The 20845-nt window shown below is 72.0% G+C and carries 22 protein-coding genes; 11 read left to right on the plus strand and 11 right to left on the minus strand.

The window, feature by feature from the left end; all coding sequences use genetic code 11:
• Positions 1-60 precede the first annotated feature (60 nt).
• On the plus strand, positions 61-927 hold the full coding sequence (locus F1721_RS21810; protein WP_150068614.1) for a 3-hydroxyacyl-CoA dehydrogenase family protein: 867 nt from the start codon (positions 61-63) through the stop codon (positions 925-927).
• Between the two features lie 43 nt (positions 928-970).
• Here the strand turns inward: F1721_RS21810 and cynR are convergent, their stop codons facing one another.
• Positions 971-1864, minus strand: a complete 894-nt coding sequence (gene cynR, locus F1721_RS21815; RefSeq protein WP_150068615.1) for a transcriptional regulator CynR — start codon at positions 1862-1864, stop codon at positions 971-973.
• Between the two features lie 114 nt (positions 1865-1978).
• Here cynR and F1721_RS21820 point away from each other — a divergent pair, with 114 nt between their 5' ends.
• The 4 genes from F1721_RS21820 to F1721_RS21835 all read left to right on the plus strand — a co-directional run bounded on the left by F1721_RS21820 (position 1979) and on the right by F1721_RS21835 (position 4306).
• Positions 1979-2578 (plus strand): carbonic anhydrase, encoded by a 600-nt coding sequence (locus F1721_RS21820; RefSeq protein ID WP_150068616.1) that lies wholly within the window; start codon positions 1979-1981, stop codon positions 2576-2578.
• Positions 2579-2621: 43 nt separating this feature from the next.
• Positions 2622-3092: a cyanase gene (gene cynS / locus F1721_RS21825; protein WP_150068617.1), complete on the plus strand. Its 471-nt coding sequence runs from the start codon at positions 2622-2624 to the stop codon at positions 3090-3092.
• Positions 3093-3101: 9 nt separating this feature from the next.
• Entirely contained in the window at positions 3102-3599 is a 498-nt protein-coding gene (locus F1721_RS21830) for a nucleoside deaminase (RefSeq protein ID WP_150068618.1), read from the plus strand.
• Between the two features lie 119 nt (positions 3600-3718).
• Positions 3719-4306: an ankyrin repeat domain-containing protein gene (locus tag F1721_RS21835; protein WP_170301566.1), complete on the plus strand. Its 588-nt coding sequence runs from the start codon at positions 3719-3721 to the stop codon at positions 4304-4306.
• Positions 4307-4321: 15 nt separating this feature from the next.
• Here F1721_RS21835 and F1721_RS21840 read toward each other — a convergent pair whose 3' ends face one another.
• Entirely contained in the window at positions 4322-5152 is an 831-nt protein-coding gene (locus F1721_RS21840; RefSeq protein ID WP_150068619.1) for a VOC family protein, read from the minus strand.
• Positions 5153-5899: 747 nt separating this feature from the next.
• On the opposite strand from F1721_RS21840, the gene F1721_RS21850 reads away from it, so the two are divergent.
• Positions 5900-6550 (plus strand): DedA family protein, encoded by a 651-nt coding sequence (locus tag F1721_RS21850; protein ID WP_150068620.1) that lies wholly within the window; start codon positions 5900-5902, stop codon positions 6548-6550.
• 7 nt (positions 6551-6557) lie between these two features.
• On the opposite strand, the gene F1721_RS21855 is transcribed toward F1721_RS21850, so the two are convergent.
• Positions 6558-7832, minus strand: coding sequence for an amidohydrolase family protein (locus tag F1721_RS21855; protein ID WP_150068621.1), 1275 nt, complete (start codon positions 7830-7832; stop codon positions 6558-6560).
• 603 nt (positions 7833-8435) lie between these two features.
• On the opposite strand from F1721_RS21855, the gene F1721_RS21860 reads away from it, so the two are divergent.
• The 3 genes from F1721_RS21860 to F1721_RS21870 all read left to right on the plus strand — a co-directional run bounded on the left by F1721_RS21860 (position 8436) and on the right by F1721_RS21870 (position 11325).
• Positions 8436-9917 (plus strand): NCS1 family nucleobase:cation symporter-1, encoded by a 1482-nt coding sequence (locus tag F1721_RS21860; protein ID WP_150068622.1) that lies wholly within the window; start codon positions 8436-8438, stop codon positions 9915-9917.
• A gap of 103 nt (positions 9918-10020) precedes the next feature.
• A complete protein-coding gene (locus F1721_RS21865; RefSeq protein ID WP_150068623.1) occupies positions 10021-10746 on the plus strand; it encodes an aspartate/glutamate racemase family protein in 726 nt (241 codons plus the stop codon).
• Positions 10747-10824: 78 nt separating this feature from the next.
• Complete coding sequence (locus F1721_RS21870; protein ID WP_150068624.1) at positions 10825-11325, plus strand: nucleoside deaminase; 501 nt, start codon at positions 10825-10827, stop codon at positions 11323-11325.
• Here the strand turns inward: F1721_RS21870 and F1721_RS21875 are convergent.
• Positions 11322-11972 carry a GntR family transcriptional regulator gene (locus F1721_RS21875; protein ID WP_150068625.1) on the minus strand — a complete coding sequence of 217 codons (651 nt, stop codon included), beginning with the start codon at positions 11970-11972 and terminating at the stop codon, positions 11322-11324. The two genes, F1721_RS21870 and F1721_RS21875, sit on opposite strands and share 4 nt — an antisense overlap.
• Before the next feature lie 152 nt (positions 11973-12124).
• Between F1721_RS21875 and F1721_RS21880 the strand changes: the two genes are divergently transcribed.
• On the plus strand, positions 12125-13918 hold the full coding sequence (locus F1721_RS21880) for a thiamine pyrophosphate-requiring protein (protein WP_150068804.1): 1794 nt from the start codon (positions 12125-12127) through the stop codon (positions 13916-13918).
• A 385-nt stretch (positions 13919-14303) separates the two neighbouring features.
• Here F1721_RS21880 and F1721_RS21885 read toward each other — a convergent pair whose 3' ends face one another.
• From F1721_RS21885 to F1721_RS21900, 4 genes are all read right to left on the minus strand, one after another.
• Positions 14304-14495 (minus strand): ubiquitin-like protein Pup, encoded by a 192-nt coding sequence (locus tag F1721_RS21885; RefSeq protein WP_150068626.1) that lies wholly within the window; start codon positions 14493-14495, stop codon positions 14304-14306.
• Positions 14496-14688: 193 nt separating this feature from the next.
• Positions 14689-15024, minus strand: coding sequence for a plasmid stabilization protein (locus F1721_RS21890; protein WP_150068805.1), 336 nt, complete (start codon positions 15022-15024; stop codon positions 14689-14691).
• 69 nt (positions 15025-15093) lie between these two features.
• A complete protein-coding gene (locus tag F1721_RS21895) occupies positions 15094-16506 on the minus strand; it encodes an MFS transporter (protein ID WP_150068627.1) in 1413 nt (470 codons plus the stop codon).
• A gap of 313 nt (positions 16507-16819) precedes the next feature.
• Positions 16820-17170, minus strand: a complete 351-nt coding sequence (locus F1721_RS21900) for a DUF8129 domain-containing protein (RefSeq protein ID WP_150068628.1) — start codon at positions 17168-17170, stop codon at positions 16820-16822.
• Between the two features lie 110 nt (positions 17171-17280).
• On the opposite strand from F1721_RS21900, the gene F1721_RS21905 reads away from it, so the two are divergent.
• Positions 17281-18258: a TIGR03557 family F420-dependent LLM class oxidoreductase gene (locus tag F1721_RS21905; protein ID WP_150068629.1), complete on the plus strand. Its 978-nt coding sequence runs from the start codon at positions 17281-17283 to the stop codon at positions 18256-18258.
• A gap of 7 nt (positions 18259-18265) precedes the next feature.
• Here the strand turns inward: F1721_RS21905 and F1721_RS21910 are convergent, their stop codons facing one another.
• From F1721_RS21910 to F1721_RS21920, 3 genes are all read right to left on the minus strand, one after another.
• Positions 18266-19132, minus strand: a complete 867-nt coding sequence (locus F1721_RS21910) for an SAM-dependent methyltransferase (RefSeq protein ID WP_150068630.1) — start codon at positions 19130-19132, stop codon at positions 18266-18268.
• A gap of 385 nt (positions 19133-19517) precedes the next feature.
• A complete protein-coding gene (locus F1721_RS21915; protein ID WP_150068631.1) occupies positions 19518-19772 on the minus strand; it encodes a PLD nuclease N-terminal domain-containing protein in 255 nt (84 codons plus the stop codon).
• A 188-nt stretch (positions 19773-19960) separates the two neighbouring features.
• Positions 19961-20833 (minus strand): alpha/beta fold hydrolase, encoded by an 873-nt coding sequence (locus F1721_RS21920; RefSeq protein ID WP_150068632.1) that lies wholly within the window; start codon positions 20831-20833, stop codon positions 19961-19963.
• Positions 20834-20845: the final 12 nt, after the last annotated feature.

The raw sequence follows: 20845 nt of genomic DNA on the forward strand, positions 1-20845 counted from the left end.
AGTCCGGGGATCGGCGAAGCTGAACGCGCCCCCGGCCCCGGACCCACGAGGACGTTCGCCATGGCCTTCACGCTGCCCACCGGCATCGACCAGCGCCCGGTCGCCGTCATCGGCGCGGGCACCCTCGGTCGGCGCATCGCGATGATGTTCGCCACGCGGGGCGGTCAGGTCCGCATCTCCGACCCCTCGCCCTGGTCCCGCGAGGACGCGCTCGCCTTCATCGGTGAGCACCTGCCCGAGGTCGCCGGGCAGGTGGACGGCGGCACCCCGGGCGGGGTGAGCGCGACCGACGACGTGGCCGCGGCCGTCGACGGGTGCTGGCTGGTCGTGGAGGCAGTGCCCGAGCGGCTGGAGCTCAAGAAGCAGGTCTTCGGGCAGCTGGACCGGCTCGCCCCGGCCGACGCCGTGCTGGCCAGCAACTCCTCGTCCTACGCCACCGGCCGGTTCGTCGACCGGGTCGGCCACCCGGAGCGGGTGGTCAACGTGCACTTCTACATGCCGCCCCAGCAACCGGCGGTGGACCTGATGTCCAGCGGCAGCACCGATCGCGCCGTGCTCGACCTCCTGCTGCGGGAGCTGCCGCGCTACGGGGTCTTCCCGTTCGAGGCGCACCGGGAGAGCACCGGGTTCATCTTCAACCGCATCTGGGCGGCCATCAAGCGCGAGTCGCTGGCCGTGGTGGCCGAGGGCGTGTCCACCCCGCAGGACGTGGACCGGATGTGGCAGCTGAACATGGGCACGGCGGCCGGTCCGTTCCGGATGATGGCCCACGTCGGCCTGGACGTCGTCCTGGACATCGAGAACCACTACGCCGCCGAACGTCCCGGCCTGCCGACCGGACCGCGCGAACTCCTGCAGCGCTACGTGGACGCGGGCCACCTCGGTGCCAAGACCGGCCGCGGCTTCTACGACGACTACACCACCTAGGGACCGATCGCCGCCGACGGAACGTCCACATCGGATCTCGCGGTCAGCCTCCCGTGCTCTGCGCCTCCCGGGCGATGCGGGCGAACGCGCGGGAAGCCGCGCTCTGGTAGGCGCTTTCGCGGCGCAGCAGGCACGCGGTGCGGGTCGGCAGACCGGGGTCCAGCGGGACCGGGTGCAGCTCCGGGTGCTCCCGGGTGATGGCGTCGGGCAGGACGGTGGCCAGGTCGGCCCGCCGGACGATCTCGATCAGCGCGGTGACCGAGTTCGCCTCCACCGCGACCTGCACCGGCGCCCGGTGCTCGGCGAAGTAGGCGTCGATGTGGCCGCGGGTGGCGAAATCCGCGCTGAGCAGCGCCATCGGCTGCTCGGCCAGATCCGCCACCGGCAGCGGGCGCCGTCGGCGGGCCAGCCGGTGGCGCTGGCCGACGACGAGGCTGAGGGACTCGGTCAGCAGCGGGGCGCTGTCGATGCCCGGCAGGTGCCCGCCGCGGAAGGCCACCCCCAGGTCGAGCTCGTCGGCGAGCAGGGCGGCTTCGATCCGGTCCTGGGTCATCTCCCGCACGTCCAGGCTGATCCCCGGGTGGGCGGCCCGGAACGCGCCGGTCAGCGGACCGACCAGGTAGGCGGTGAAGGTCGGCGTCACCGCCAGCCGCAGGTGGCCGCGGGTCAGGTCCTGAACGTCGAGGACCGCGCGCTGACCGGCCGCGAGGTCGCGCAGCACCTCGCGCGCGTGGCGGACGTAGGTCGCACCGGCGTCGGTCAGCCGCACCGAGCGGCCGGTCCGGTCGAGCAGCTGCGCGCCCAGCGCCTTCTCCAGCTGCTTGACCTGCTGCGACAGCGTCGGCTGCGAGATGTGCAGCTCCTCGGCCGCGCGGGTGAAATTCGCGTGCTCGGCGACGGCGAGCAGGTAGCGGAGGTGGCGCAGTTCCACGGTCACGACAGCAATCATAGATGACAGCGATCGTCTCGATGGGAACTGCGCCTTGGACGCTATAGCTCCAGTTCAGGCATGGTCGTGGTGTCGATCCAGTACCTGCGACGAGGAGGGTTCATGCAGCACCTCGCGGACGGCATCCGCCGGTTCCAGCAGGGCGTCTTCCCCACCAAGGCCGAGCTGTTCGCCCGGCTGGCCACCGCGCACCGGCCCCGCACGCTGTTCATCAGCTGCTCCGACGCCCGCGTGGTCCCCGAGCTGATCACCCAGCAGGAGCCCGGCGAGCTGTTCGTCATCCGCACCGCGGGCAACCTCGTGCCCGCGCACTCGGGCGGCGCGGACGGCATCGCCGCGAGCATCGAGTACGCGCTCGACGTGCTCGGGGTGACCGATGTCGTGGTCTGCGGCCATTCCGCCTGCGGCGCGATGACGGCCCTCGCCGAGCGCCAGGACTTGTCCGGGCTGCCCACCACCGCAGGCTGGTTGCGCCACGCCGACGCCTCGCTGGCCCGAGCCGCGGCAGCGGGCTGGCACCGGGAGGTCGACGTGCTCGTGCGGCACAACGTGCTCGCGCAACTGGCCAACCTGGCGCCCCACCCCGCTGTTGCGCGCGCCGTCGCCAGCGGCCGCGTCGCCCTCCACGGCTGGGTCTTCGACATCGCCACCGGCGAAGTCGACGAGCTCAGCGACGACACCGCTCCCGCCCCGGCCGCCTGACGGCCGCGACGAGATCTCCGCACCGGAAGAGAGGAAAGAGAACGTGGCACACGCCCAGTTCGACCCGACCGCCCGCCAGCAGCTCGCCGTCGCGGCGGTCGAGGCCAAGACCCGCAAGGACCTGAGCTGGCAGCAGATCGCCGAGACCGCCGGTCACTCGGAGGCCTTCGTCACCGCCGCGGTGCTGGGCCAGCACGCGCTGCCCGCCCCCGCCGCCGAGGCCGTGGCCGAGCTGCTGGGACTCGGCGAGGACGCGGCACTGCTGCTGCAGACCATCCCGACCCGCGGCTCCATCCCCGGTGGCGTGCCCACCGACCCGACCATCTACCGGTTCTACGAGATGCTCCAGGTCTACGGCACGACGCTCAAGGCGCTGGTGCACGAGAAGTTCGGCGACGGCATCATCAGCGCGATCAACTTCCGGCTGGACGTGCAGAAGGTGGCCGACCCCGAAGGCGGCGAGCGCGCCGTGATCACCCTCGACGGCAAGTACCTGCCGACCAAGCCCTTCTGAGGAGGCGACGTGGACTTCATCCAGCGCACCATCGACCTGGCCCGGCGCAACGTCGCCGAGGGCGGCCGCCCGTTCGCGACCGTCATCGCCAAGGACGGCGAACTCCTGGCCGAGAGCCCCAACCGGGTGGCGCAGACCGGGGATCCGACCGCGCACGCGGAGATCCTGGCCATCCGGGAGGCCTGCACCAAGCTCGGCACCGAGCACCTCACCGGCACCACGATCCACGTGCTGGCCCACCCCTGCCCGATGTGCCTGGGCTCGCTGTACTACTGCAGCCCGGACGAGGTCGTCTTCCTGACCACGCGCGAGGCCTACGAGCCGCACTACGTGGACGACCGCAAGTACTTCGAGCTGGACACCTTCTACGCCGAGTTCGCCAAGGACTGGCGCGACCGGCGGCTGCCGATGCGCCACGAGCCCCGCGACGCCGCGGTGGAGGTCTACCGGGAGTGGCAGCGGCGCAACGGCGGTGAGCGCCGGGTCGCCGGAGCCCCGACCGCCTGATCCCGGTGGGAAACCGCGCTCGGCTGCGCGATTCCCCACCGCTCCGGTACCGTCCGCGCAGCCGTCGGCCCTCCCCCGTCGCCGACGGCTGCGCGGACCGCTCAGGAAAGGACTCCCCGATGCCCGACCGACGACTCCTGCGAGCGGCCACCACCGGCGACCTCGACGAGGTCCGCGCCGCGCTGGCGGCCGGGGCCGACGTCGGAGCCCGCGACGCCCACCAGCGCACCCCGCTGCTGCTGGCCGCGCTCAGCGACCACGTCGAGGTCGCCCGCGAGCTCGTCGCGGCCGGTGCCGACCCCGACGCGCAGGACGACCGCCGCGACAGCGCGTTCCTCGCCACCGGGGTCACCGGCAGCGTCGAGATGCTCCGGGCGCTGCTGCCCGCCGACCCCGACTTCACCGTGACCAACCGGTTCGGCGGCACCGCGCTCATCCCCGCCTGCGAGCGCGGCCACGTCGACTACGTCCGGGAGGCGGTGCGCACCGGGATCGACGTCGACCACGTCAACGACCTCGGCTGGACCGGCCTGCTGGAGGCGGTCATCCTCGGCGACGGCACCCGGCCCTACCAGCAGATCGTGCAGATCTTGCTCGACGCCGGGGCGGACCCGGCCATCCCGGACCGCGACGGGGTCACCGCCCTGCGCCACGCGCAGGACGGCGGGCAGACCGTGATCGCGGACCTGCTGCGCAACGCCTCCTGACCCGGCGGGCCGCGGTCAGTCGTCGTAGGGGTCGTCGTTGCCCGCCGAGCCGTAGTCGGTGGCCTGGGACGGGTCCACCAGCGCGAAGCGCGCGCCCAGCGGGTCGCGCAGCACCGCGCACCGGCCGAGGCTCGAATCGTAGGGGTCCACGCGGATGCGGCCGTGGTGGGCGACCGCGACCCGCACCATCTCGTCGGTGCCCACCTCCTCGTCCACCCCGAGGTAGAGCAGCCAGTGCGCGTGGGCGCCCGGGCTGATGTGGTCGCGGATCATGCAGACCCGGGCGAGCACCGAATCCCCGCCCAGGTACCAGACCTCGTAGTCGGAGAGGTGCTCGGTGCCGAACTGCTCGCCGGTGTAGCCGAACAGGCCGCCGTAGAAGTGGTCGGCCGCCTGCGCCTTGATGGTGACCAGCTCCGCCCACACCAGGGTGCCCGGCAGGCCGACGTCGAACTGCCACGCCGCGTCCGGCTCCAGCAGGCCGAACTCGTCGTCGGCCGGGCTGGCCAGCACCAGCTTGACGCCCAGGCCCGGCACCCGGCTGCGGGGCACCGTGATGCGCCCGCCCAGCTTGCCCGCCGCGGCCGCGGTGGCCGCGCTGTCCGGAGTGGCCAGGAACAACCGCCACCGCGACCGGCCGTCCGCGGACTCGCGGATGCTGGCCACCGGGAACCCGTCCCGGTGGGCGATCACGTGCCGCCCCTCCCGCGGGTCGTCGTGCTCCTCGAACTCCCAGCCGAACAGGTTCCCGTAGAACCCGCAGGCCACCGGGATGTCGGTGGTCACCAGCTCGATCCAGCAGGGCATCCCGGCGGGGATGTCCCAGCGCACCCTCTCGGCGGACATGTCCGGCCCCCAGCGCTTCCGGTCAAGATCACCTGTCGGGTTCATTATGCGCCCGGCGCCCGGGGCGTCATCCCGCCATCGGGGGTCACGATCCGGTCAAACACCCGGACAGAGCAGTGGTTTCGGGGAGGAAGGCGGCGAAGCGGGTGGCCGGGGTGATTGGTCCACAGTGGATGTTCGAGCGGGGTGCGGTGATCGCCGTGCGAGGAGTGCCGGGTTCGCCCGCCGGGTGATCGGTGGTGATGGCTACGCGGGTTGGCGAGGAGGGGTGCCGTTTGGGTTCGGGGCTGGGTTTGGGTTCGAAGCGGCGGGTGGTCGACTTGGGGGTGTTGCAATTTCAATCGAAATTACGTCGTTCTCGACGGAACCTGCGGTGGCGACGTGGGCAATTTCAATCGAAATTGCAATCGTCACCACCCCTCCGACGGCCGTGGTCGTAGTCGCGGTCCGGGAGCGCGGCCGTGGTCGCGGTCGCAGTCGTGGTCGCGGTCGCAGTCGTGGTCGCAGTCGTGGTCGCGGTCGCAGTCGTGGTCGCAGTCGTGGTCGCGGTCGCAGTCGTGGTCGTGGTCGTGGCCTGAGTGTGGGCCTGTCTTTTCGGGATGAGTGGGCGACTGGGGGCTGGGCAGGTTCGGGGGGTGGTGTCATGCGATCGGGTGGGGTTGGGGTGCGTTGTTCCGGGTGGGGCGCAGTTATCGTGGCGGGGGCGTTTTGGGTGAAACGGTTTTTTGGAGCGGTTCGGGGGGTTCGGTGGGGTTCGGAGAGCTGTTGTCGGCGTTGGCCGAGCTGCCTTTGCCGCTGGTCATCGCTGCGGCCGGGGCGCTCGCGCTGGCCGAGTGCACCATCGGGCTCGGGTTCGTCGTGCCCGGGGAGACCGGTTTGCTGATCGCCGCTTCCGCCATCACCGATGTCGGCGGGTTCCTGGCGATGGTCCTGGTCGTCACCGTTTGCGCCACCGCGGGTGACAGCTTCGGGTTCTGGTTGGGGCACCGGTACGGGCACCGGTTGCGCGAGACCAAGCTGGTCGGGCGGCTCGGGCGGCAGCACTGGGACCGGGCCGCCGAGCAGCTGCGCAGGCACGGCGCTGGCGCAGTGTTCGTCGGCCGGTTCCTGCCGGTGCTGCGCACCCTCACCCCGGCCGCGTCGGGCGCCTCCGACCTGCGCTTCCGCCGCTTCCTGCCCGCGTCGGCCGCCGGGGCCCTGTGCTGGTCCACGCTGCACGTGGGCATCGGGACCGGGGCTGGCGCCTCGGCCCGCTACGTCGAGGACGTCCTGGGGCAGGCCAGCTGGTTCGTGCTGCTCGCCGTGATCGCGGTGGCCGTCGGCGTGGTGGTGTGGCGGAAGGTCCGAGCTCGCCGCAGCGCGGCGAAGGAGACGGCCCGGACCTCCCGCGCGGAGTGACGCGGGCTCAGCCGAGGTCCACGACCTGGCCCGCACGCACGACGTGCACCGGGGCGGACAGCACGGACAGGTCCTGCAGCGGGTCGCCGGAGAGCACGACCGCGTCGCCGCTGAAGCCCGGGGCCAGACGCCCCACCTCTCGCTCCACGCCCAGCAGGCTCGCGGCGGAGGTCGTCGCGGTGCGGATGGCGTCCAGCGCGGGCAGGCCCGCTTCGTGCATCAGCTGCACCTCGCGGCCGATCGGGTCGACCTCGCCGCCGGAGGAATCGGTCCCGGCCGCCAGCGGCACGCCCAGCTCGTGGGCGGCCCGCACGGCGTCCTTGAGGATCGGCAGGTAGGTGCGCCCGCGTTCGGCGAGCACCGGGTTCGGCGAATCGATCATCCCGGCGATCGCGGACAGCGTCGGGGTGAAGAAGGTGTTCCGACGCCGCATCTCGTGCAGGGTGCGCTCGCCGACGAAGACCCCGTGCTCCAGCGAGCGGATGCCGGCGGTGACCGCGTCGTGGCAGCCCCGCTCGCTGTAGCTGTGGCACAGGACGCCCTTGCCGCGCCGACCCGCCGCGGCGACGATCTCAGACAGCTGCTCGTGCGAGTACACCTGGGTCAGCGGGTCCTGCTCCGGCAGCCCGGCCCGCTCGTTGACGCGGGTCTTGATCACGTCGGCGCCCCGCGCCAGGTTCACCTCGACGACGCGGCGCAGCGCCTCCGGGGAGCGGACGCCGTCGGCCAGGCGGGCCAGCGGGGTGAGCTCGGGGTCGGCGAGGACGGTGTCGCCGAGGTCCGGGGTGACGAACACGCCCGCCGCCTTCAGCCGCGGTGCCCGCCCGGGCACCTGGCGGGCCAGCTCGCGCACGGCGATGTCCTGGTAGAAGTTCGTGGACCCGCTGCGGGCGCTGGTGGCTCCCTTGCGGACCGCGTCGCGCGCCTCGGCCGCTGTGTTGAGGTGGATGTGCGCGTCGACCAGCCCCGGCAGCACCCAACGACCGCGGGCGTCCAGGCGGGCCGCACCGGCGGGCACCTCGACGCGGCCGCGGGCTCCGGCCGCGCGCACGACACCGTCGCGGATCACGACCACGCCGTCCTCGACGACCTCACCGGCCGCCGGGTCGAGCAGGGTGCCTCCGTCGATGACCAGGTCCCCGGCCGGAGGGGCGGGGCGCGGGGCGGCTTCCGCCCGGGGCGCGGTCGCCAGCGCGGTGGTTCCGGCCAGCACCGCGGCCGCGGTGAGCACGCCCCGGCGGGTCAGGTGACTTGCGGGCGGCGGGGCGGGGTCAACGCACATCGCGTGCTCCTTGCTGTTCGATCGTCGGGCTGATCTGTATACCAAAACGGGTGGCCGAAGCCCACAGGCGCGACGGGATCCAGGATCACACCGTCGACCTGAGGAATATTTGGTATACCGCGACGCGGCGCGCTCCCCACCTGGAACGGGCGGCACACCCGACGACACCTGCCCCGAACTGTGGACACCCGGGCGCGCAGCCGTCACCATTCGGAACCGGTCGTCGCCCGCACACTGCCCGGATCGCCCACTCCGAAGGTCGCGAGCTGCTGCTCGCAGGTTCCGGGCCGAACCCTTGACGAGCCTGGGGAAGCGGTCTAGCGTTTTCGAATCATAAACGTATACTTCCGCATTACGAAATAGAAGTTTCATTCGGTCGCCCCGGCGACTCCGCCGCTCCCCCGCACACCGCTGGGCGCCGCGGAGCACCGGCAAGCACCCGTCCACCGGAGAACCCCATGTCCTCATCGAGCACGACCCGGCGCCGCTCGCGCACGAGGACTCAGTCAGAGCACTGAGCGGGCTCCGCACGCTGCCCCATCCGATGCCCGGCACGAGACAAGGAAGTCGACAGTTGCGCACAGGACACCTGGAGGCCGCCAGATGACCGCCACGGACAACGGGTCCACCGTGGACGCCTCCACCACGACGAGCTCCCGGCTCTACACCTACGACCTGGCCCCGACGAAGAAGGAAGGGCGCCGGTGGGGCGCCTACAACGTCTTCACGCTGTGGGGCAACGACGTGCACAGCCTCGGCAACTACGCCTTCGCGATCGGGCTGTTCGCGCTCGGGTTGAACGTGTGGGGCATCCTGGCCGCCTTCGTGCTCGCCTCGCTGCTGCTGTTCCTGCTGCTGACGCTGTCCGGGTACATGGGGCACAAGACGGGCGTGCCGTTCCCGGTCATGAGCCGGATCGCGTTCGGCACCAAGGGCGCGCAGATCCCCGCCGCCGTCCGCGGCGTGGTCGCCATCGCCTGGTTCGGCATCCAGACCTACCTCGCCTCCGAGGTGCTGAGCACCTTGCTGGTGGCCATGTTCCCGTCGCTGCAGGTGCTGGAGGGACAGTCCGCGCTCGGGTTGTCGCTGCTCGGCTGGATCACGTTCCTGGCGCTGTGGGTGGTCCAGGTGCTCATCGCCAGCTACGGCATGCACGTCATCCGCAAGTACATGGCGATCGCCGCGCCGACCATCCTGATCACGATGTGCGCGCTGGCGATCTGGATGTTCATCCGCGCCGACGGCTCGATCGCGCTGTCCAACGCGCAGCCGTTCACCGGCGGTGAGATGTGGCTGCAGATCCTGCAGGCAGCCGCGCTCTGGGTGGTCATCTACGGGACGTTCGTGCTGAACTTCTGCGACTTCACCCGGTCCGCCAAGAGCCGCCAGTCGATCATCCGCGGCAACCTGATCGGCATCCCGGTGAACATGCTGTTCTTCGCCGTCATCGTGGTGGTGCTCAGCGGCGCGCAGTTCAAGCTCGACGGCAGGGTGATCACCAGCCCGACCGACATCGTGCAGACCATCCCGAACATGGTGCTGCTGGCCGCCGCGTCGATCGCGCTCATCGTGCTGACCATCGCGGTGAACCTGCTGGCCAACTTCGTGGCCCCGATCTACGTGCTGGTCAACCTGTTCCCGCGGCAGCTGAACTTCCGGAAGGCCGCGCTGGTCAGCGCCGTCATCGGGCTGGTCATCCTGCCGTGGAACCTCTACAACAACCCGGTCGTGGTGAACTACTTCCTGGGCGGTCTCGGCGCGCTGCTCGGCCCGCTGTTCGGCGTGATCATGGCCGACTACTGGCTGATCCGGCGGACCCGGGTGAACGTCCCGGCGCTCTACAGCGAGGACGCGCACGGCGAGTACCACTACACCCGCGGGTACAACCCGAAGGCGATCGCGGCGTTCATCCCGGCCGCGGCGATCGCGGTCGTCGTGGCGCTGGTGCCGGTGTTCAGCGCGGCCGCCGGGTTCTCCTGGTTCATCGGCGCGGCCCTGGGCGCGGTCATCTACGCGGTGATCGCCGACCGCAAGCCCGACGCGGCCGATGTGGACGGCGAGTCGATCGCCGTGGCCGCCGAGTGACACCTGCGGCCGGGCCCGCCGCTCGCGGGCCCGGCCGCGGCCCCGCGAGCCGGGGCACCAGCAACGCGAACTCGGCGACGAGTTCCCCGGAGAAGGTTGGACAATGCGCATTCTGGTCGTGAACGTCAACACCACCGCCGCCATCACCGACGCCATCGGTGCGCAGGCCGCCGGTGCGGCGTCTCCCGGCACCGAGATCGTTCCCCTCACCCCGTCCTTCGGCGCGGAGTCGGTGGAGGGCAACTACGAGAGCTACCTCGCCGCGATCGCGGTGATGGAGACCGTGCGGGCCTACCCGGAGCCGTTCGACGCCATCATCCAGGCCGGTTACGGCGAGCACGGCCGGGAGGGGCTGCAGGAGCTGTTCGACGTCCCGGTCGTCGACATCACCGAGGCCGCCGCCAGCACCGCGCAGTTCCTCGGCCGCACCTACTCGGTGGTGACCAGCCTGGACCGCACCGTCCCGCTGATCGAGGAGCGGCTGCACGTCGCCGGGCTCAGCGCGCGGTGCGCGTCGGTGCGCGCCAGCGGGATGGCCGTCCTGGACCTCGAACGCGATCCGGACGCCGCGGTGGACGCCATCGTCGAGCAGGCGGTGCGCGCCGTGGAGGACGACCGCGCGGAGGTCATCTGCCTGGGCTGCGGCGGCATGTCCGGTCTCGACGAGCGGGTGGTCGAGCGCACCGGGGTGCCCGTCGTGGACGGCGTGGCCGCCGCGGTGACCATCGCCGAGTCGCTCGTCCGCCTGGGCCTGACCACGTCCAAGGTCCGCACCTACGCCGCGCCGCGGCCGAAGCGGATGCTGAACTGGCCGCCGAAGCTGGGCTGAGGAGCCCGGTGGCGGCGGACCGCGCCACCACCGGCTCTCGACCCAGAAATGGTATACCAAAGGTGCTAGGGTTGGCGCATGGACGAACCGCAGACCATCGGCGAGCAGGACCGGCTGCACCTGCGGCGCTGCGTCGAACTCGCCCGCGAAGCGCTGGAGGACGGTGACGAGCCGTTCGGCTCCGTGCTCGTGGACGGGCGCGGCACCGTGCGCTTCGAAGACCGCAACCGCGTCAAGGGCGGCGACGCCACCCGCCACCCCGAGTTCGAGATCGCGCGCTGGGCCGCCGCGCACCTCTCCCCCGCCGAACGCAGCGAGAGCACCGTCTACACCTCCGGCGAGCACTGCCCGATGTGCAGCGCCGCGCACGCCTGGGTCGGGCTCGGGCGCATCGTCTACGCGACGAGCACCGAGCAGCTGACCGGGTGGCACCGCGAGTGGGGGCTCCCCGCGGGGCCGGTCGCCGCGCTGCCCGTCAACGCCGTCGCACCGGGTGTTCCGGTGTCCGGGCCCGATCCGGAACTGGCCGACGAGGTTCGCGGGCTGCACGCCCGCCTGCACGGCGTGGACGCGCGCTAGGACTCCGTCGCGCGCTGACGCGCTGCGGCCATGCCCTGGCCCGCGGCGAGGTGCTCGGCGATCAGCCGCTCCACCCGCGCCACGTCCCGGTCGGCGATGGCCGCGTAGAGGCCTTCGTGCTGCTCGGCGATCGCGGTCAGGTCGTCGTGCTGGCCCAGCAGCCAGCGCATCCGCCCGCTCATGACCCGCTCCAGCTCGCTGAGCAGCTCGTTGGCCGCCAGCGAGGTCACCACCTCGTGGAAGTCGGCCGCCGCGCGCCGCGCCCGCACCTCGTCACCGGCGCGCGCCGCGGCCAGCTCGACGTCCAGCACCTCCCGGAGCCGGGCCAGACCTTCGCGGGTGCGCCGCTGCGCGGCCAGCTTGAAGGTGAGCGCTTCGAACGCCCCGCGCACCTCGTTGAGGTCCGCGACGTCGGAGGCGGTGAACTCCCGCACCACCGCCCAGCTGCGCGGCCGGGGCGTCACCAGGCCCTCGGCCACCAGCGAGCGCAGCGCATCGCGCACCGGGAGGCGGCTCACCCCCAGCTCCGCCGCGAGGTCGCGCTCCACGAGCCTGCTGCCCGGGGCCCGGACCCCGTCGAGGATCTCGTCGCGGAGCTGGCGCATCACCCGCTCCGACTCCGGCTCGAAGCTCGCTGCCTGTGTCATCGGTTCACGTCCCCATCGCGGTCTGGACCGCCATCGTATCGGCGCAGCCCGCGGCCGCGCCCCACCACCTCGATCCACAGTGGACCGAACCGGCTGCGGTGGTTGACCCCGGCGGCTTCCGGGTAGCGCTGGGGTGCCGCAACAGCGAGGAGGTGGCCGAAGTGCTGGTAGCCGATCACATCCTGGCCCGGCTGCGCGAGTGGGGCGTCGAGCACGTCTTCGCCTACGCCGGGGACGGGATCAACGGCCTGCTCGCCGCGTGGGAGCGCGCCGGGGACCGGCCCCGGTTCGTGCAGTCCCGCCACGAGGAGCTGTCCGCCTTCGAGGCGGTCGGGTACGCGAAGTTCTCCGGGCGGGTGGGGGTGTGCGCCGCGACCTCGGGACCGGGGGCGATACACCTGCTCAACGGCCTCTACGACGCCAAGCTCGACCGGGTCCCGGTGGTCGCGCTGATCGGCCAGACCGCGCGCACCGCGCTGGGCGGCTCCTACCAGCAGGAAGTGGACCTGATGGCGCTGTACAAGGACGTCGCCGCGGACTACCTGGAGACGGTGACCGTGCCCGAGCAGCTGCCGAACGTGCTGGACCGGGCGGTGCGCACCGCGCAGGCCCGCAGCACGGTGACCGCGCTGATCATCCCGGGGGACGTGCAGACCCTGGAGTACGAGCCGCCGACGCACGAGTTCAAGATGGTGCCCTCCAGCCTGGGCATGTCCGGCGCCTCGGTGCTGCCCGACCAGGCGAGCCTGCAGCGCGCGGCCGACGTGCTGAACGCGGGTGAGCGGGTGGCGATCATGATCGGGCAGGGCGCCCGCGGCGCCGCCGAGGAGGTCGAGCAGGTCGCCGACGTGCTCGGCGCGGGCGTGGCCAAGGCCCTGCTCGGCAAGGACGTGCTGCCCGACGACCTGCCGTTCGTCACCGGCGCGGCCGGGCTGCTGGGCACCAAGCCCTCCTACCAGCTCATGCGCGACTGCGACACGTTGCTGATGGTCGGCTCCAGCTTCCCGTACAGCCAGTTCCTGCCCGAGTACGGCCAGGCGCGCGGGGTGCAGATCGACATCGACCCGAACCGCATCGGGATGCGCTACCCGTTCGAGGTCAACCTGCTCGGGGACGCGCAGCGGACGCTCAGCGCGCTGCTGCCGATGCTGCACCGCAAGGCGGACCGGTCGTGGCGGCGGAGCGTCGAGGAGGGCGTGCGCGCCTGGTGGGAGGTGATGGACCGCCGCGCCCACGTCGACGCGCGGCCGGTGAACCCGGAGCTGGTGTTCCACGAGCTGTCCCCGCTGCTGCCCGACGACGTCATCCTGACCTCGGACTCCGGTTCGGCGGCGAACTGGTACGCGCGGCACCTGAAGGTCCGGCGCGGGATGCGCGCCTCGCTGTCCGGGACGCTGGCCACGATGGGGCCCGGTGCGCCCTACGCGACGGGGGCGAAGTTCGCGCACCCCGACCGCCCGGTGATCGCCCTGGTCGGGGACGGCGCGATGCAGATGAACGGGCTGAACGAGCTGATCACCATGGCGCACTACTGGCGGGAGTGGTCGGACCCGCGGGTGGTCGTCGCGGTGCTGAACAACGGCGACCTCAACCAGGTGACCTGGGAGCTGCGCGCGATGAGCGGTGCCCCGCAGTTCATCCCGTCGCAGCGCATCCCGGACGTCGGGTACGCGGCGCTGGCCCAGCAGCTGGGGCTGCGGGCGACCAGGGTCGACGATCCCGGCCAGGTGGGTGCGGCCTGGCAGCAGGCGCTGTCCGCGGACCGGCCGTGCGTGCTGGAGTTCGTCACCGATCCGACGGTGCCGCCGATCCCGCCGCGCGCCGACCTCGACCAGCTGGAGAAGGTGGCCAGCTCGCTGCTCAAGGGCGATCCCGAGGCGTGGTCGGTGGTCCGGGAGGGCGTGAAGGCCAAGGTCCAGGAGTTCCTGCCGGGCAGCCGGGACTGATGCGTCGGCAGCGAGGGCACGCTGGCCACCGAGGCGACGCTCGTGCTTGGCCGCTGCTGGCTGGTGATCCAGTTCGGCGCGCTGGGCAAGTCCACATCGGACGATGATGTCGCAGCGTCCGACGACCCGTGCGGGGGTTCGACTCGACGCGCCGCTGATGTTTGGTGTCGGGTTGGCCGGTGACTCCGGTTTCGAGCGGGGCCAGTGCGAGGTGTCGATGGCGTGCGCGGAGCGGGTTCTGCTCCCCCCGCTGTGCGCTCAGCGCCCCCGAGCACGGCGGTGGTCGCCTACGAGTTCAGCTGCCGCGAGCAGATCCGGCACGCCGAACCGGGGCGCACCCCGTCCACGTGGCGGAGCTGCTCGCGGCGCCACTGCTGGGCCGCGGTCACTGACCGCCCTTCTGCACGTACGAGCGCACGAAGTCCTCTGCGTTCTCCTCCAGGATGTCGTCGATCTCGTCCAGGGTGGCCTCGGTGTCGTCGTTGAGCTTCTCCCGCCGCTCGCTGCCGGTCGGCACGGGCTCGTCGGCCGGGGTGTCCTCCTCGTCCGGCCGCTGCCGGTTCTTCTCCTGTCGCATCAGCAACTCCCTGGTCGGCGTGTCGTCCTCATCGCTGTACCCGTTGCCGCGCCGGGAGAATCCGCGCGCGGACTGCTTCGGTGCACGTGTTCGGGGCCAGCGGCCCCGCGATTCGCCGGGCAGCACGGCGCCGACGTCCTGCACGAGCTGCTCCAGGACGTCGGCGCGTGGCCGCCCTCGTCGCGGTGCCGGGCTAGCTGCGGTTCAGCGCCTGCTCCAGCTGGGCCTTGGTCATCTTGGACCGGCCCTTGATGCCCTCCCGGCGGGCGTCGTCGTAGAGCTGTTGCTTGGTCCGGCCGCCCGGGCCCTGGCGCTTGCCCGACCGCAGGCCGCCGCGCCGCTGCGGCGGGATGTCCCGGGTCGAGGTCCGGCTCCGCTGCTCGGCCTGCCCCTGCTGGGCACGGTCCTTGTTCACCGTGCGGGCGGCGATCTCGCTCGCCCGGTCCTCGCTCGAACCGCGTTCCCGAGCCTGCTGCTTGATGTGCTCGTACTGCCGTTCCTGCTTCTGGGTCCAGCTGCGCTGCGGCATCTCCCTCACGTCCCTCCAGCGGGTTTCGCAGCCTGTGGCTACCCGTGCTGCCGAGGAGTACACCGGGGTTCACTCCGATTCGCGCTCCTCCTCGACGCGCTCGCGGGCCTCCTCCCGGTCGGTGGCGGTGGGCTTCGACCCGGGCAGCGCCCGCCCGGCGGGCTCCCGCGTGGCCCACACCGCGACCAGGCCCACCACGCCCGCCACCACCAGCAGGAACGCGGGCACCGGTCGCATGCCGGTCGCCGCCACGAGCGCCTCGGCGATCAGCGGCGTCGTCCCGCCGAAGAGCGCGACCGAGATGTTGAACCCCACCGACACCGCGCCGTAGCGGACCTCGGTGGGGAACAGCGCGGGCAGCGTCGAGGGCATGGTGCTGCTGAAGCAGATCAGGGTCAGGCCGATGACCAGCAGGCCTCCGACGACCGCCGCGGTGCTGCCCACGCCGATCAGCAGGAACGCCGGGAACGACAGCACGACCAGGGCGGCGCTGCCCAGCCCGGCGATCGGCAGCCGCCCGATCCGGTCGGAGAACCGGCCGAGCACCACGATCAGGCCCATCACCAGCACCATCGTCGCCAGCACCAGGGACAGCGCGCTGGTGTGCTGGAAGCCCAGCACCGCGGTCAGGTACGTGGGCATGTACGCGGTGAGCATGTAGTTGGTCACGTTGAACACCAGCACCAGCCCGATGCACTTGAGCATCGGGCGCCAGTGCTCGCCGAAGATCGTGCGCAGGCCGCGCCAAGTGGCCGAGGGTTGCTGCGCACCGGAGCTCGCCCGGTAGGCCGGGCTCTCCTCCAGCCGGAACCGCAGGTAGAGGCCGATGATGCCGAGCGGTCCGGCCAGCAGGAACGGGATCCGCCACCCCCAGGTCAGCAGGTCCTGCGGGGACATCGCCACGGTCAGCAGGGTGACCAGCCCCGCGCCCAGCGAGTAGCCGGTCAGGGTGCCGAACTCCAGCCACGACGCCATGAAACCGCGGCGCCGGTCCGGGGCGTACTCCGAGACGAAGGTCGCCGCGCCGCCGTACTCCCCGCCCGTGGAGAACCCCTGCACCAGCCGTGCCACCAGCAGCAGCACCGGTGCCCAGATGCCGATGGTCGCGTAGCTGGGGATCAGCCCGATCGACAGCGTACCCAGCGCCATCGTCACCATCGTGGTGGCCAGCACGGTCCGCCGACCGATGCGGTCGCCCAGCGGCCCGAAGAAGAACCCGCCGAGCGGGCGCACCAGGAACGCCACCGCGAACGTGGCGAAGGTGGACAGCAGTTGCGCGGTCGGGTTCGCGGCCGGGAAGAACACCTGGCTGATGACCACCGCGATGTAGCTGTAGACGCCGAAGTCGAACCACTCCACGGTGTTGCCGATCGCGGCGGCCGCGACGGCGCGCTTGACCTGGCCTTCGTCCACAATGGTCGCGTCGGGTTCGGCGCCGCCCCGCCGGCCCTCCCGGCGGCGCCGCTTCCCGGCCGACGGCATCGCACCCCACCCCCGTCACACTGGCCCCGCCCGCCCCGGCAGCCGGGTCGGACGACCTCGCCAACGAGGTACCCGCCGGTGTGGCGGCGAAACGGCGGTGCGGGTTCGAGCGCCCGGGACGCTGATCACCCCGGGGATGTCCGGCAACCGGTGGAGCGGGGTGCCCTGCCGCTACCGCGCTTCCCGCGAATCCGCGGTGCGCTGCGCGGGTTCCGTCGTTCGAGATCCGGCCCGGGCACCCCCGGCCGGGAGCCGGATGCGCTGCTGCGCACCGGCCCGCGGGTACCGCCCGGCAGAAACGAGGTCGCGGCGCTCACTGCTGTCGCGGCCGGTCGGCCTTGGGTTTGCCGGGCTGACCGGCCATCCCGTGCCGGGGCGGGTGCATCGGTTCGGGCGAGCCGCTGGGGTCCACCGGCGAACCGGCCGGGGTGTCCTCGGCCTCCACCGGCGCGGTGTCCTGCGCCCCGCCGGACGGCTGCGCGCCGGACTTCAGCTCGGCCAACCGGTTCTCCAGGATCTCGCACACCTGGACGCGGTCGTTGTGCGCTCGCTCGTGGTCGAGCAGCTGCTGGATCTCGTCGGCGTCGAGCGACCGGATGCGGTGCTGCAACGAACCGACCGGGATGCTGTCGTAGTCGATGATGGGGAGTTCCCGCGGGGACATCTCGCCTCCTGTTCGCGTTCGCCACCTCCCGGCATTCCCCGCGCGGCGCAAGAACATGCGGGCCGACGCGCCGACGGGCGAGCACCGGCGACGCGTGCCAGCCTGGGGGCATGGTCCGATTCGGGTGCACGCTGATGACCGAGCAGTCCGGCCCCCGGGAGCTGGTGGCGCAGGCCGCGGCCGCCGAGCGGGCCGGGTTCGACTTCGAGGTGATCAGCGACCACTACTTCCCGTGGCTGGAGGAGCAGGGGCACGCGCCGTACGCCTGGAGCGTGCTCGGCGCGGTCACCCAGGTCACCGAGCGGGTCGAGCTGATGACCTACGTCACCGCGCCGATCATCCGCTACCACCCGGCGGTGGTGGCGCAGAAGGCCGCCACGGTCGGCCTGCTCTCCGGCGACCGCTTCGTGCTGGGCGTCGGTTCCGGCGAGAACCTCAACGAGCACGTCGTCGGCCGCGGTTGGCCACCGGTCAACGTGCGGCACGAGATGCTCGTCGAGGCGCTGCACATCATCGGTGCGCTCTTCGACGGCGGTCACGTCGACTACACCGGGCGGCACTACCGGGTCGACTCGGCGAAGCTGTGGGACCTGCCCGCGCGGCGCGTCCCGGTGGCCACCGCCGTTTCCGGTGCGCAGTCGGTCCGGCTGTTCGCCGAGCTGTCCGATGCGATGATCGCGGTCGAACCCAGCAGCCAGCTCTGCCAGGGCTGGGATTCGGCTGCGGGGAACGGGGATTCGCGCAAGATCGGGCAGCTGCCGATCGCCTGGTCGACCGACCGGGAGGCGGCCGTCGAGCGCGCCTGGCAGCAGTTCCGGTGGTTCGCCGGCGGCTGGAAGGTCAACTCCGAGCTGCCCGGCCCGGCGTCGTTCGCCGCGGCGACCCGGTTCGCGCGCACCGAGGACATCACGGCGTCGATCCCCTGCGGCCCGGAGGTCGCCCCGATCGTCGAAGCGGCGGCGAACTTCTGGAAGGCCGGGTTCACCGATCTCGCGGTCGTCCAGATCGACGTGGACGCGAACCGGCGGGGCTTCTTCGACTTCGCGCACCGCGAACTGCTCCCCGCGCTGCGCGAAGCCGCGCCCTGAGCGCGGGTCAGACCTTCTCGGCCAGCACCGACAGCTCCACTTCGGACGCGATCGGCGGCCTCCCGGCGGGCTTGAGGTAGCGGGCGGCGAACTCCGGCGGGCCGACCTGCTCGACCTGCCGCCAGCCGTGCTCGGCGAGGAACCCGGCGACCTCCTCCGGCGCCCAGCCGAACTTCCACAACCCGCGCTTGACCACGTACTCCCGGTGCAGCGCTTCGGCACCTCGCACGGCCGTGCCGTCCAGGAAGTCCGCGCGCACGAAGGTGAACGCCAACCGGCTGCCGGTCCGCGCACCGGCCAGGAAGTCGAACGTCCGGCGCACCGCGGACTCCGTCAGGTACTGCGTCACGCCCTCCCAGACGAAGAACGGCCGCCGGTCGGCGGTGCAGCCGTGCGCCGCCAGCACCTCGCCGAGGTCCTCGGCCTCGAAGTCTACCGGCACCAGCCGGACGTGGTCGGGGACCTTGCCGCAGAGCTTCTGCACGGCCGCGCGCTTGCGGGCGGTGTTCTTCGGCAGGTCGACCTCGTAGCAGGGCATCGCGGCCAGCTGCGGCAGCCGGTAGGCGCGGGTGTCCAGCCCCGCGCCGAGCAGGACCACCGCGTCGATGCCGTCGTCCGCGGCGGTGCGCAGCTGGTCGTCGATGTAGCGCTTGCGGCACAGCAGGCTCGACCACAACCCCGGGACCTTCTTCTCCGCCGCGCGGACCACCGCCCAGCGCACCGGCCGCAGTGCGCTCAGCCCGGCGACGACCTTCGCGCCGGGCGGCAGCATCCGGTGGGCGAGCTTGTCGCGGACCAGCGGGATCTCCTCGTGCTGGTCGATGGCGACGAGCGCCGTCGGCCCGACGGCGGTGCGAGCGGCCGCGTTGCCCATGCTTGCGAGTCCTCCTCCACCAAGACCTCGCCGCAGCGGTCGATCGAGCGCACCGGGATGACCTGGAGTGCGCCGAACCGGGACGTCGCGGCGATCCCGGCGCTTCGAAACGCCGCCCTGCTACCGAGAGAACGTCCCCGGACCGGCGCCGATGTCGGGTGTGCGCACGTTCCGCGGCATGACAGGTCCTCCCAGAACAGCTTCCTCCGCCACGCCGACCAGGCTTCCCGGCACACCATCGACACCGCACCGGGCGCGATGCCGCCACCGTACCGCACGATCGCGGCCCGGCGAGTTCGTCTTCCGCCGAGCAGGCGAACGCCCCGGCAGGCGGTCGCGATGATCGTCATCGTGCCAACCGCCCGCCGGGGCGCGGTGCTTCGGGTCACGCGGTCCTGCGGGCGTTCGAACGCCCCACCAGGAACCACAGGATGCTGCCGAGGAACGGGGCCACGCACACGAAGATGATCCAGACGACCTTCATGCCGAATGTGTGCTCCGAACCGAGGACGCTGATCACCGCACCGATGACCAGCGCCGCGTAGGCCAGCAGCGGGATGGCGGCCAACAAGAGGAACATCCCGCTCTCGAATCCCCCGGTCTCGGCGGCGAGGGAGGCCTGCTGGACCAATGCGTGCATCTTGCGCGCTCTCCTGTCCGCGCCCGCGGCGCGTGTCGTACCCGGTCGCGGTTCCTTCGCCCACGACCACCTTCGAGCACGAAGGTAGTGCCGCGCCGCGTACCCCCACATCATCCCCGGCACTGGTTCCCCGGTGGTCCGCGAGTCGTACTCCGGGTCGGCCCCCGGTCGTAGGCGGGTGCCGCGGCCTACCGCGCGATCAGGTCGCGCAGCGCCTTGACCACCTCCGACGGCGATTCCTCGGCCATGAAGTGCCCGCAGGACACCGTGCGGTGGTCCAGATCGCTGGCCCACCCGCCCCAGAGCGCCTCGGCGTCGTACCCCAGCGCCGCGCCCCAGTCCTGCTGCAGCACGGTCACCGGCATCCGCAGCCGGTTCCCGGCTTCGCGGTCCTGCGCATCGTGCTCCACGTCGATGTGCGCCGACGCCCGGTAGTCCGCGACGATCGACGGGATCGCCGCGCGGGAGGCCGCGAGGTAGGCCTCCCGCACCTCGGCGGGGATCGCGCCCGGGTCCTTGACCCAGATGTCCAGGAAGTGCCCGAAGAACGCGTCCGCGCTACCCGCGATCAGCTGCTCGGGCAGGCCCGGCGGCTGGGCCATCAGGTAGAGGTGGAAGCCGACCGCCGCGGAGGTCCCGTGCAGCACGTCCCACATGTCCAGCGTGGGCAGGACGTCCAGAACCGCCAGGTGGCTGATCCGCTCCGGGTGGTCGAGTCCCGCCCGGATCGCCACCAGCGCGCCCCGGTCGTGCCCGGCGAGCGCGAAGCGCTCGTGGCCGAAGGCGCGGGCGAGGGCGACCACGTCGGCCGCCGCGGTGCGCTTGGCGTAGGTCGTGCCGTCGGTGTCCGCGGGCTTGTCGCTGTCTCCGTAGCCGCGCAGGTCGGGGACGATCACGGTGTGGTCTGCCGCCAGGTCGGCGGCCACGTGCCGCCACATCAGGTGGGTCTGCGGGAACCCGTGCAGCAGCACGACCGGGCTGCCGGAGCCGCCGACCGCCGCGTTGAGCGCCACCCCCTCCGCGACGGTGACCCGCTGGTAGTCGAAGCCGTTGATCCGCACGTCGTCCTCCTC

The sequence above is a fragment of the Saccharopolyspora hirsuta genome (assembly GCF_008630535.1).
Lineage (GTDB): Bacteria > Actinomycetota > Actinomycetes > Mycobacteriales > Pseudonocardiaceae > Saccharopolyspora > Saccharopolyspora hirsuta.

Excerpts from the sequence above, each read along its gene's own strand:
- F1721_RS21835 (WP_170301566.1), top strand. The coding sequence starts at position 3,719 with ATGCCCGACCGACGACTCCTGCGAGCGGCCACCACCGGCGACCTCGAC.
- F1721_RS21905 (WP_150068629.1), top strand. The coding sequence starts at position 17,281 with ATGGTCCGATTCGGGTGCACGCTGATGACCGAGCAGTCCGGCCCCCGG.
- F1721_RS21915 (WP_150068631.1), bottom strand. The coding sequence starts at position 19,772 with ATGCACGCATTGGTCCAGCAGGCCTCCCTCGCCGCCGAGACCGGGGGA.
- F1721_RS21810 (WP_150068614.1), top strand. The coding sequence starts at position 61 with ATGGCCTTCACGCTGCCCACCGGCATCGACCAGCGCCCGGTCGCCGTC.
- F1721_RS21860 (WP_150068622.1), top strand. The coding sequence starts at position 8,436 with ATGACCGCCACGGACAACGGGTCCACCGTGGACGCCTCCACCACGACG.
- F1721_RS21890 (WP_150068805.1), bottom strand. The coding sequence starts at position 15,024 with ATGCCGCAGCGCAGCTGGACCCAGAAGCAGGAACGGCAGTACGAGCAC.
- F1721_RS21910 (WP_150068630.1), bottom strand. The coding sequence starts at position 19,132 with ATGGGCAACGCGGCCGCTCGCACCGCCGTCGGGCCGACGGCGCTCGTC.
- F1721_RS21870 (WP_150068624.1), top strand. The coding sequence starts at position 10,825 with ATGGACGAACCGCAGACCATCGGCGAGCAGGACCGGCTGCACCTGCGG.
- F1721_RS21900 (WP_150068628.1), bottom strand. The coding sequence starts at position 17,170 with ATGTCCCCGCGGGAACTCCCCATCATCGACTACGACAGCATCCCGGTC.
- F1721_RS21885 (WP_150068626.1), bottom strand. The coding sequence starts at position 14,495 with ATGCGACAGGAGAAGAACCGGCAGCGGCCGGACGAGGAGGACACCCCG.
- F1721_RS21820 (WP_150068616.1), top strand. The coding sequence starts at position 1,979 with ATGCAGCACCTCGCGGACGGCATCCGCCGGTTCCAGCAGGGCGTCTTC.
- F1721_RS21855 (WP_150068621.1), bottom strand. The coding sequence starts at position 7,832 with ATGTGCGTTGACCCCGCCCCGCCGCCCGCAAGTCACCTGACCCGCCGG.
- F1721_RS21895 (WP_150068627.1), bottom strand. The coding sequence starts at position 16,506 with ATGCCGTCGGCCGGGAAGCGGCGCCGCCGGGAGGGCCGGCGGGGCGGC.
- F1721_RS21840 (WP_150068619.1), bottom strand. The coding sequence starts at position 5,152 with ATGTCCGCCGAGAGGGTGCGCTGGGACATCCCCGCCGGGATGCCCTGC.
- F1721_RS21875 (WP_150068625.1), bottom strand. The coding sequence starts at position 11,972 with ATGACACAGGCAGCGAGCTTCGAGCCGGAGTCGGAGCGGGTGATGCGC.
- F1721_RS21865 (WP_150068623.1), top strand. The coding sequence starts at position 10,021 with ATGCGCATTCTGGTCGTGAACGTCAACACCACCGCCGCCATCACCGAC.